Source organism: Streptomyces ossamyceticus (assembly GCF_001418475.1).
In the GTDB taxonomy this organism is placed as follows: domain Bacteria; phylum Actinomycetota; class Actinomycetes; order Streptomycetales; family Streptomycetaceae; genus Streptomyces; species Streptomyces ossamyceticus.
In genome coordinates this window covers 1-10,108 of record NZ_LIQX01000268.1, presented here as the reverse complement: position 1 = coordinate 10,108, position 10,108 = coordinate 1, and the positions used below count along the sequence as shown (strand labels likewise).

Genomic DNA, 10,108 nt, shown 5'->3' with positions numbered 1-10,108 from the left:
GCGACCCCGTTCGCGTCGACGGCCGGCATCGGCTCGCTCCGCCAGTGCCGCAGCCGTACGTCGACGCGAACGGGGTCGCGCTGCGGGCCGTCGTCCTGGTCACCTGGCGGATGAAGGACACCGCGCGGGCCGTGCTGGGGATCGAGGACCACGAGCGCTATCTGAGCGAGTGCGTCGAGGCGGCGCTCTCCCGCGTCCTCTCCCAACTCCCCGCCGACGTACCGCCGAACGCCCTCGTCCGGGACTCCACCCTGCGCAACACGGAGGCGGTCGGCGAGGCACTGACCAGGCTGCTCGTCGCGGACACCGCACCCGTCGGCCTGGAGGTGTTCTCCGTGCAGCCCATCCGGATCGAGTACGCGCCCGAGGTCGCCGCGGTGATGCAGCGCCGGCGGATCGCGGCGCTCGACGCCCAGCACCGCGACACCGTGCTCACCTCGGTCGTCGACTCCGTCGAGGACACGGTGACCCGGCTGACGATGCGCGGCCTGGTCGAACTCGACGACTACGAACGCAAGGCGCTGGTGAAGGACCTGACGGTGGCGTTCTACACGGGGCGGCGCGAGGCGACCCCGTGACCCCGTGGACCCCGCGTCGGGCAGGCCCTTGTCGTTGATATGGACACAGCCAACCGCCGCTCCTACTCTGATGCTTGGTCTAGACCTGGAACATCCCCACAACTCCAGGGAGCGGCAGCATGCGTCCAAGGACCTTCACCCGAAAACGCGCCAAGTGGTACGCCGCCGGCGTCGGTCTCGCCACCATGGGGGCCCTCGTCCTCTCCAGCGGCGGCGCCTCCGGTCACGGCTACACCGATCTCCCCGTCAGCCGGCAGAAGCTCTGTCAGAACGGCACCGTCACGAACTGCGGCGACATCCAGTGGGAGCCGCAGAGCGTGGAGGGCCCGAAGGGCTTCCCGGGCTCAGGGCCGGCTGACGGCCAGATCTGTTCCGCCGGGCACAGCCGGTTCGGGCAGCTCGACTCGCCCACCAGGCCGGGCGGCGGCGCCTGGCCCACGACCAGAGTGACGGGCGGCCAGAACTACACGTTTCGCTGGCAGTTCACCGCCATGCACGCCACCACCGACTTCAAGTACTACGTCACCAAGCCGGGCTGGAACCAGAACCACGCGCTGGCCCGCTCCGACCTCAACCTCACCCCGTTCTTCACCGTCCCCTACAACGGTCAGCGACCCCCGTCCACGCTCTCCCACACCGGACGCCTGCCGTCCGGTCTGAGCGGCCACCACGTGATCCTCGCGGTGTGGACGATCGCCGACACCGGCAACGCGTTCTACGCCTGCTCGGACGTCGCCTTCTGACCGACAGCGCACCGGCCCCGCGAGTTCTGAGCATCGCTTGAGCTGCGCGGGGCCCCCGCAGGGGTAGTTTCCCCACACGCCGCCGACCAGGGCGGTCAGTGAACGCGGGGGATCACCATGGATGTGTTTCTGTACATCGTTCCCGGCCTGATCATGGCCGTCGTCGCCTTCGCGGCCTACCGCGTACTGCGCCGCTGGCTGCAGATCCAGCGGGCCTGGAACAGCGGGCTGACGGCGGAGGGCCGTTGTCTGAAGGCGTTCACCACGGTCGGCAAGTCCATGGGGGAGAGCAGCGCCGTGCGCACCACGATCCACCATGTGTACGAGTTCACCACCCGGGACGGCCGCCCCATCCGCTTCGAGGAGGAGGACGGCCCGATGACCACCGTCGAGGGCGACTTCGTCACGGTCTACTACACGGAGGGTCCGTCCGTGGTGGCCACGGCCCACCAGCCGGGCCGGGTGAAGCAGGCGGCGGCCACCTTCGGCATCCTCGCCTTCCTCGGTGTGATCTTCGTCTTCTGTGTCGGCTTCATGGTCACCTTCCACCAGATGTCCGCCGACACGACTTTCCCGAGCCCGTGACCGACATGTGCCTCCCCAACTGACGGTACGTCAACTACCGTGCGCCCGTATGGAGTCCACGAGGCGTACGGTCGCGCAGCTCGTCGCCGACCGGTGGGGCGACCACCGGCCGGGGCTGTGGTTCGAGGACGAGGTGCTCACCCATCACGAGGTCGCCGCCGGTGCCGCCGCCCGCGCGGCACTCCTCGCCGACCTGCTGCCACCCGGTGCCGAGCCGCACCTCGGCGTCCTCCTCGACAACACCCCCGAGTACCCCCTGTGGCTGAGCGCCGCCGCCCTCGCGGGCGCCGCCGTCGCCGGGATCAACCCCACCCGCCGGGGCCCCGAACTGGCCCGCGACATCCTCCACACCGAGTGCCGCATCCTCGTCACGGAACGCGCCCACCTGCCGCTCCTCGACGGCCTGCACCTGCCTGGCGTACGGATCCTCGTCACGGACACCGAGGAGTACACCGCTCTCGTCGCCCCCTACACGGGCGCCGAACCCGCCCCTGACGGGTCCACCCCGTCCCACCGGCTCCTGCTCTACTTCACCTCCGGCTCCACCGGCGCCCCCAAGGCCGCGATCTGCTCGCAGGGCCGGCTCGCGGCGGCCGGCCGGGCCCTCGTCGACCGCTTCGGCGTGGCGCGGGACGACGTGCACTACGTCTGCATGCCGATGTTCCACGGCAACGCCGTCATCGCCGACTGGGCACCCGCCCTGGTCGCCGGGGCGGGCGTCGCGCTGCGCCGCCGGTTCTCCGCCTCCCGCTTCCTGGACGACGTACGCGCGTACGGCGCGACGTACTTCACCTACGTCGGCCGGGCCGTGAGCTACGTCCTCGCCACCGAGCCCCGGCCCGACGACCACGACAACCCGCTGCGCACCGGCTTCGGCACGGAGGCGGGGGCCGTGGACGCGGCGGCCTTCGAGCGGCGCTTCGGGGTGCGGCTCGTCGAGGGGTACGGCTCCTCCGAGGGTGGGGCCGCGATCCAGCGGACACCGGGGACCCCGCCGGGCGCGATCGGGCGGGCGGCACCCGGCGACGACCTCGCCGTGGTCGACCCCGAGACCCGGAAGGAGTGCCCACCGGCTGTCTTCGCCGAGGACGGCCGCCTCCTCAACGGCACCGACGCGATAGGGGAGTTGGTGAACCGCGGCCCCAACCCGTTCGAGGGCTACTGGCGCAACCCCGAGGCGGACGCGGCCCGCCGCCACGACGGCTGGTACTGGACCGGCGACCTCTTCTACCGCGACACGGACGGCTTCCTCTACTTCGCCGGCCGCACCGACGACCGGCTCCGCGTCGACAGCGAGAATCTCGCCGCCGCCACCATCGAGAACATCCTCGCCCGGTACGAGGGCGCCGACGCCGTCGCCGTCTACGCCGTCCCCGACCCGGTCGCCGGGGACCAGGTCATGGCCACCATCGCGGGCACCTTCGACCCGTACGGCTTCACCGAGTTCCTCTTCGCCCAGCCCGATCTCGGCACCAAGATGACCCCCCGCTTCGTCCGTGTCGTCCCCCGTATGCCGGTCACCGCCACGAACAAGATCCAGCGGGCCGCCCTGCGCCGCGAGGGCTTCCGCTGCCCCGACCCCGTCTGGTGGCGGCCCCCCGGCAAGTGGGCGTACCGCAGGCTCACCGCGGTGGACCTCGCGACCCTGGTCACCGAGTACCGGGCACGGGGCCGGGAGGAGCTGCTGACCCGCTAGGGCTGTGACCGAAGGCGCGCACGGCCCACGGCCGGACCCCCGGGGGTAGGGCTGGGCCCACCCCGGAACACCCCCTGCCCATATGGCCGTTGCCCGGCGCCGCCGCCTACCGTGAGCCCATGATCCGAACGGTCGTACGGGACACACCGGGCGCGGTGGCGTACCTGCTGAGCGGGGTGCTGGTGGGCGTGCCCCTGCTCCTGCTGCTCCTCGTCCTGGGCGCCCTCGGCCTCGCCCTGGCCCCCCTCCTCGTGGGCCTGCCGCTGCTGGCCCTGCTCGCCCTGTCCGGTCTCCCCGTAGGAGCCCTGGAGCGCCGACGGCTGTTCCTCACCCGCACACCCCCGCCGCCCGGCCCGCACACCACTCCCGCCGAACCGGGGCTCGGCGCCTGGGCGCGGCTGCGGTTCACCGAGCGGGCGACCTGGCGGGAGCTGGCGTACACCCTGCTCCTCGGTTTCGTGCTGTGGCCGCTGGACGCGCTGGCACTGTACGCGGCGCTGGTCGTCCCCGGCGCGATGATCGGGGCGCCCCTCCAACTGGCCCTCTCGGGCGGCGACACCCGCATCGTCAAGCTCTGGCTGATCGACACCCAGGGCCAGGCCCTGCTGTGCGCGACCGCCGGACTCGCCCTCGTCCTCGTGCTGGTGTGGCCGCTCACCCTGTATGCCCGGACCCGTGCCGCGGTGGCGCGGCTGCTGCTCGCGCCCAGTGAGGCCGAGGCGGAGCGGCGGCTGGCGGAGGTGACCCGCTCGCGGGCCCGGCTGGTCGCCGCCTTCGAGGCGGAGCGGCGCCGTATCGAACGCGATCTGCACGACGGCGCCCAGCAGCGACTGGTGTCCCTGAGCATGACACTGGGCCTGGTCCGGCTGGACGCCCCGACGGAGCTGGCCGACCGGCTCGCCGCCGCGCACCGGCAGGCCGACCAGGTCCTCGGGGAGCTGCGGGAGTTGATCCACGGCATCCATCCCCAGGTCCTCGCCGACTACGGTCTGCCGGACGCCCTCGCCGACGCGGCCGACCGGTCCGCCGTGCCCGTCACGGTCGACGCCGACCTGCCGCGGTTCGCCGAGTCGGTGGAGTCCGCCGCGTACTTCGCGGTCCGCGAGGCGCTCGCCAACGTCGGCAGGCACAGCGGTGCCGGACACGCCTGGGTCACCGGCCGGTACGCGGGTGGGCGGCTGCGCGTGGAGGTGCGGGACGACGGGCACGGCGGCGCCGACCCGGCCGGCGGCACCGGCCTCACGGGGCTCGTCGACCGGCTCGCCGTCCTCGATGGGACACTGACCGTCCACAGCCCGGCGGGCGGCCCGACCGTCCTGTCCCTGGAGATCCCGTGCCCCACGCGCTGAAGATCGTGCTCGCGGAGGACAGCGTCCTGCTCCGTGAGGGGCTCGTCGGGGTGCTGGCCCGTTTCGGCCACGAGGTCGTCGCGGCGGTCGGCGACGCGGAGGCCCTCAAGCGGGCGGTGCTGTCGCACGGCCCCGATCTCGTCGTCACCGATGTCCGGATGCCGCCGGGGCAGAGCGACGAGGGGTTGCGCGCAGCCCTCGACCTGCGCGCCGCGAACCCGTCCCTGCCCGTCCTCGTGCTCAGCCAGTACGTGCAGCGCGCCTATGCCGCCGACCTGCTGGACACGGGGGACGGCACCGGCGTCGGCTACCTCCTGAAGGACCGCATCGGGCAGGTCGAGCAGTTCGCGGAGGCGGTCGACCGGGTCGCGGCCGGCGGCACGGTCGTCGACCCCGAGGTCGTACGTCTGCTGCTGCGCCGGCGGAGTGATCCGCTGGCCGCGCTGACCCCGCGCGAGCGGGAGGTCCTCGCCCTGGTCGCGGAGGGCAAGTCCAACGCGGCCGTCGCCCGCGACCTGGTCGTCACGGAGGCCGCCGTCGGCAAACACATCGGCAACATCCTCGCCAAGCTCGCCCTCCCCCCGGCCGAGGACACCCACCGCCGGGTGCTGGCCGTGCTGGCTTACCTGCGGGGCTGAGTCCCGCACGGCGGAGGGGGGTGTGGGTGGCGAAGCCCCCACTGCGCGCGGCGAAGTCGCGCAAGAACGGCGATGGCGAGGCATGTTCGCGCTTTCTGCGAACGTGCCTCGCCATCGTCATGGTGCGCCGCCAGGGACTCGAACCCCGGACCCGCTGATTAAGAGTCAGCTGCTCTAACCAACTGAGCTAGCGGCGCAGACTCCGTCGCTTTTCGCTTTCGCGGCCGGCGACAGAGAAAATACTACCTGGTCCCGGGGCGTGCCTTCGACCACGTAAACGTGACGTGGATCTCCAGCCGACGCGGGCGACCGCTAGATCGCCAGTGACAGCAGGACCGGTGCGGCCCCCCGGTTCAGGGTGTGCGCCGCATGGCGGAGCCGGTGCGCGTGTTCCAGGGGCAGCGACAGCGCCAGACAGCCGACGGAGGAGCCGGCGGTGATGGGGACGGCCGCGCAGACCGTGCCCGGCGCGTACTCCTGGAGGTCGAGGACTGGGACCGTCGGCGACTGGGCGTCGAGTTTGCTCAGAAGCACCCTCTCGTTGGTGATCGTGCGGGACGTGAGCCGGGCCGGCCGGTGCCGGGACAGGTGGTCCCGCCGGGCGTTGAGGTCGAGCTGGCCCAGCAGGCTCTTGCCTATGGCGGTGGCGTGGGCCGCTGATCGGAAGTCGACCCACTGGTGCACGGCGGGTGTGCCCGGCCCCTCGGCGCAGCCGGTGACCTTGATCTCCCCGTCCTCGTAGCGGCTGATGTAGACGGCGGCGCCCACCGAGTCCCGCAGCCGGTCCAGGGTGCGCTGGAGCTGCTCGCCCAGGGCCTGGTCATGGCCCTGGGCGGAGCCCAGCCTGGCGAGTGCGACTCCGGTGACATAGGCGCCGTCGGTGGTCTGCTCCACGTATCCCTCGCGGCGCAGCATCAGCAGGAGCGCGGTCAACCGCTCGCTGCCGACGCCGGTCCGGCGGGCGATCTCGGCGTCGGTGACGCCACCTGCGTGCCGCGCCACTGTCTCCAGGACGCGCAGCGCGTCCTGGGCCGAGTGGTTCGGCGCGGTCGGCTCGTGCTTGAGCGCCACGGTTTCCCCCTGCGCTTCTCGGGCCGTTTTTCGGACAGCTTGCCGTGTCCCACGATACGGCCCAAGGGGCTTACGCGCAGGGGTTGTTCGGCAGAAAATCCGCGGGGCCCCGGGCCTCTCAACTGGTGGATCAGCACTCTGGCATATGCCCGAGTCATGGCCCGGCGGCCCCACCTCGCGTGTTCCGCCGTGTTCGAGTGCTCACGGCACGTAATCAGAGCACCGCGCCGAGGAACTCCCGTGTGCGTTCGTGCTCGGGTTCGCCGAAGATCTTCTCGGGGCTGCCCGACTCGATGACCTGGCCGGAATCGAACATCAGAACCTGATCCGAGATGTCACGGGCGAAGTTCATCTCGTGGGTCACGCAGAGCATCGTGATGTCGGTGGTGCGGGCGATGTCCCGGAGGAGATCGAGCACACCCGCGACCAGTTCGGGGTCGAGCGCGGACGTCACCTCGTCGAGGAGCAGCACCTGCGGGCGCATCGCCAGGGCGCGGGCGATGGCCACCCGCTGCTGCTGCCCGCCGGAGAGCTGCGTCGGGTAGGAGTCGCACTTGTCGGCGAGCCCGACCATGTCCAGCAGCTCCCGGGCGCGCGCCTCCGCCTCGTCCTTGGACAGACCGAGGACGGTGACCGGCGCCTCGGTGATGTTGCGCAGCACCTTCATGTTGGGGAACAGGTTGAACTGCTGGAACACCATCCCGATGTTCTTGCGGACCTCCCGGCACTGCTTGTCGCTCGCCGGGAACAGCCGCTGCCCGCCGACGGTGATGGTGCCCTCGTCGGGCTTGGTCAGGGTCATCAGCAGCCGCAGGATCGTCGTCTTGCCGGAGCCGGACGGGCCGATCAGCGTGACGTGCTTGCCGGCGTCGACGGAGAAGTCGAGCCGGTCGAGGACCGTGTTGCTGCCGAATCGTTTGGTCACGTTCTCGAAGCGGATCAGCTCGGCGTGGTCCGCGGCCCGGTCGGCGCGGGAGCCGGCTTCCTTCAACAGCGGGGTGTCAGCGGACAAGACGACGCTCCAGGGTTCGCAGGAGGACGGAGGCGAGATAGGAGATGACGATGAACGCCACTCCGATGACGGTCAGGGGCTCGGTGAAGCGGAAGGTCTCCTGGGCGTAGAGCCGTGCCTCGCCGAGCATCTCCGGGACGGTGATCACCATGAGGATCGGGGTGTCCTTGAGCATCGAGATCACGTAATTGCCCAGCGCGGGCACCACCCGGCGGACCGCCTGCGGCAGGATCACCACCGTCCAGGTGCGCCTGAGCGGCAGGTTCAGCGCCGTCGCCGCCTCCCACTGGCCCGCGGGCACCGCCTCGATACCGGCGCGGTAGACCTGCATCGTGTACGTCGAGTAGTGCAGCCCGATCGCGAACACACCCGTGGTCAGCGCCGAGAACGTCAGGCCCCACTCGGGCAGCACGTAGAAGAGGAAGAACAGCTGCACCAGCAGCGGGGTGTTCCGGACGAACTCCGTGAAGACCCCCACCGGCCAGCTCACCCAGCGGGTCGGCGTCCGCACCAGCAGCGCCCACACCAGCCCGAGCGCGAACGACACCACCGAGCCCAGGGCCAGCGCCTGGAGGGTGACGATCAGGCCGTCCCGGAAGTGCGGGAGGAAGTCGACGACCGCGTTCCAGTCCCAGTTCATCACGCACCACCTCCGGCGCCGGCCGTCTCGGGTACGCGCGCCCGCGCCCCGCCCGCCTTCGCCGGGGCCCTGCCGACCCCGGCCTTCAGCCGCCGCTCCAGGGCCCGCATGGCCCGGGTGAGCAGGAAGGCGATCACGAAGTAGATGAGCAGGATGTACGTGTAGATCTCCACGCTCTCCTGGAGCGCCAGCCGCACCAGGCTGCCGCTGAAGGCGAGGTCGCCCATGCCCATGATCGACACCAGTGCCGTGCCCTTGAGCAGCTCGACCAGCAGGTTGGCGAAGGGCGGGATCATCTCCGGGACCGCCTGCGGCAGCAGGATCAGCCGCATCCGCTGCCACGGGGAGAAGCTCAGCGCGATGCCGCCCTCGCGCTGCGCCGGGTCGACGGAGTTCAGGGCGCCGCGCACGATCTCGGCGCCGTACGCCCCGTAGGTCAGCCCGAGGGCGAGGACGGCCGCCCACATCGGCACGAGCTGCCAGCCGAAGGCCAGCGGCAGCACGAAGTACACCCAGAAGATCATGATGAGCGCGGAGGTACCTCGGAACACCTCGGTGTAGACGCCCGCGAGGAAGCGGACGATCCACCGGCGGTCGACACGGGCGATCCCCACGGCGAAGGAGACGACCGTGGCCAGCAGCCCGCCGAACACCAGCAGTTGGACGGTGACCCAGACACCGCGCAGGACGAGTTCCCACAGGCCCGACGTCATGCGCGACAGAGCTCCCGCATCGTGAGGTCGGTCATCTCGACCTTCGTGAACCCGAACGGCCGCAGGACCCTGAGCAGCTCGCCGCTCTCCTTCATCTTCCGCAGCTCGGCGTTGAAGGCGTCCCGCAGCCTCGTCTCGGTGCGCCGGAACGCGAAGCCCGCGCCGTCCACCCGCGGCTTTCCGTCGACGCGCGCGGCGAACGGCTCGGTGGCCTCCGTCCCGCGGGACTTCTTGACGACCTCACGGGTGGTCAGGGACGTCCCCGCGAACACGTCGACCCGGCCCGCCTCGACCGCGTTCATGCCCGCGACCTGGTCGGGGACGATCACGATGTCGCTCTCCGGGTAACCCGCCTCGACCGCGTGCTCGATCTGCGCGTACCCGGAGCCGGTGGCGAACCTGGCCTTGGCGCGGATCACGTCCGCGTAGTCGTTCAGGCCCTTGGGGTTGCCCTTGCGGACCACGAATGCGTCGAGCATCTGGTGGTCCGGTTCGGAGAAGATGACCTGCCCGCAGCGCTCGGGGTTGATGTACATCCCGGCGGACACCACGTCGAACTGCTGGGAGTTCAGGCCGGGTATGAGCGAGCCGAACTCGGTGGGCACGGGCTGGACGCGTTCCACGCCCAGCCGCCGGAAGATGATCCTGGCCACTTCCGGTCCCTCGCCGGTCAGTTCGCCGTTCGTGTCGATGTAGCCGAACGGGATCTCCCCGGCGATACCGAGCCGCGCCACGCCCTGCGCCCGCAGCCGGTCCAGCAGGTCACCCCCCTTCACACCGGAGGCGGAGGCGACCCGGCTGCATCCGGCGGCGCCCAGCGCGCCCGCGGTCGCGAGCGCGGACGCGCCGGCGAGCAGCGCCCTGCGGCTGGGGTCACGTGGGGTGCCGGTTCTTCCGGAAGTCTTCGTTGCTGGAGCCATGGCCGCGCGGCTACCCGACCCCATGCGATGTATTCGGGCCATCTGTGGCCCCTTCACGACCCCCGCACACACCGTGCCGCGGGCCCGGCCGCACTGGACCGCGGCACGGTGTGTGCGGGGGTCGTGAAGGGGCCACAGATGGCCCGAATACATCGCATCGGGT

11 protein-coding genes and 1 tRNA gene are annotated in these 10,108 nt (G+C 71.2%); 6 read left to right on the top strand and 6 right to left on the bottom strand.

What is annotated here, in order from left to right; genetic code table 11:
* The 6 genes from AOK15_RS20740 to AOK15_RS20715 all read left to right on the top strand — a co-directional run.
* On the top strand, positions 1-578 hold a 578-nt coding region (locus AOK15_RS20740), incomplete at its 5' end, for an SPFH domain-containing protein (protein WP_240508518.1).
* Between the two features lie 119 nt (positions 579-697).
* Positions 698-1,321, top strand: a complete 624-nt coding sequence (locus tag AOK15_RS20735) for a lytic polysaccharide monooxygenase auxiliary activity family 9 protein (RefSeq protein WP_055519044.1) — start codon at positions 698-700, stop codon at positions 1,319-1,321.
* 117 nt (positions 1,322-1,438) lie between these two features.
* Positions 1,439-1,906 carry a DUF3592 domain-containing protein gene (locus tag AOK15_RS20730; RefSeq protein WP_055519043.1) on the top strand — a complete coding sequence of 156 codons (468 nt, stop codon included), beginning with the start codon at positions 1,439-1,441 and terminating at the stop codon, positions 1,904-1,906.
* Positions 1,907-1,955: 49 nt separating this feature from the next.
* On the top strand, positions 1,956-3,602 hold the full coding sequence (locus AOK15_RS20725) for a long-chain-fatty-acid--CoA ligase (protein WP_055519041.1): 1,647 nt from the start codon (positions 1,956-1,958) through the stop codon (positions 3,600-3,602).
* Positions 3,603-3,721: 119 nt separating this feature from the next.
* Entirely contained in the window at positions 3,722-4,951 is a 1,230-nt protein-coding gene (locus AOK15_RS20720) for a sensor histidine kinase (protein ID WP_055519048.1), read from the top strand.
* Positions 4,936-5,589, top strand: a complete 654-nt coding sequence (locus AOK15_RS20715) for a response regulator (RefSeq protein ID WP_055519039.1) — start codon at positions 4,936-4,938, stop codon at positions 5,587-5,589. The genes AOK15_RS20720 and AOK15_RS20715 overlap by 16 nt, the downstream gene beginning before the upstream one ends.
* A 120-nt stretch (positions 5,590-5,709) precedes the next feature.
* Here AOK15_RS20715 and AOK15_RS20710 read toward each other — a convergent pair.
* The 6 genes from AOK15_RS20710 to ehuB form a co-directional block, all read right to left on the bottom strand.
* A tRNA-Lys gene (locus tag AOK15_RS20710) sits at positions 5,710-5,786 on the bottom strand.
* A 115-nt stretch (positions 5,787-5,901) separates the two neighbouring features.
* Entirely contained in the window at positions 5,902-6,660 is a 759-nt protein-coding gene (locus tag AOK15_RS20705; RefSeq protein WP_055519036.1) for an IclR family transcriptional regulator, read from the bottom strand.
* 214 nt (positions 6,661-6,874) lie between these two features.
* Positions 6,875-7,651: an ectoine/hydroxyectoine ABC transporter ATP-binding protein EhuA gene (gene ehuA / locus AOK15_RS20700; RefSeq protein WP_055519046.1), complete on the bottom strand. Its 777-nt coding sequence runs from the start codon at positions 7,649-7,651 to the stop codon at positions 6,875-6,877.
* A 10-nt stretch (positions 7,652-7,661) separates the two neighbouring features.
* Positions 7,662-8,312: an ectoine/hydroxyectoine ABC transporter permease subunit EhuD gene (gene ehuD, locus AOK15_RS20695; RefSeq protein WP_055519034.1), complete on the bottom strand. Its 651-nt coding sequence runs from the start codon at positions 8,310-8,312 to the stop codon at positions 7,662-7,664.
* On the bottom strand, positions 8,312-9,025 hold the full coding sequence (gene ehuC, locus AOK15_RS20690) for an ectoine/hydroxyectoine ABC transporter permease subunit EhuC (RefSeq protein WP_055519032.1): 714 nt from the start codon (positions 9,023-9,025) through the stop codon (positions 8,312-8,314). The genes ehuD and ehuC overlap by 1 nt, the downstream gene beginning before the upstream one ends.
* A complete protein-coding gene (gene ehuB, locus AOK15_RS20685) occupies positions 9,022-9,945 on the bottom strand; it encodes an ectoine/hydroxyectoine ABC transporter substrate-binding protein EhuB (protein ID WP_055519031.1) in 924 nt (307 codons plus the stop codon). The genes ehuC and ehuB overlap by 4 nt, the downstream gene beginning before the upstream one ends.
* Positions 9,946-10,108 lie beyond the last annotated feature (163 nt).

Coding starts and splice junctions, on each gene's coding strand:
- AOK15_RS20720 (WP_055519048.1), top strand. CDS start 3,722: ATGATCCGAACGGTCGTACGGGACACACCGGGCGCGGTGGCGTACCTG.
- ehuC (WP_055519032.1), bottom strand. CDS start 9,025: ATGACGTCGGGCCTGTGGGAACTCGTCCTGCGCGGTGTCTGGGTCACC.
- AOK15_RS20735 (WP_055519044.1), top strand. CDS start 698: ATGCGTCCAAGGACCTTCACCCGAAAACGCGCCAAGTGGTACGCCGCC.
- AOK15_RS20730 (WP_055519043.1), top strand. CDS start 1,439: ATGGATGTGTTTCTGTACATCGTTCCCGGCCTGATCATGGCCGTCGTC.
- ehuD (WP_055519034.1), bottom strand. CDS start 8,312: ATGAACTGGGACTGGAACGCGGTCGTCGACTTCCTCCCGCACTTCCGG.
- ehuB (WP_055519031.1), bottom strand. CDS start 9,945: ATGGCTCCAGCAACGAAGACTTCCGGAAGAACCGGCACCCCACGTGAC.
- AOK15_RS20725 (WP_055519041.1), top strand. CDS start 1,956: ATGGAGTCCACGAGGCGTACGGTCGCGCAGCTCGTCGCCGACCGGTGG.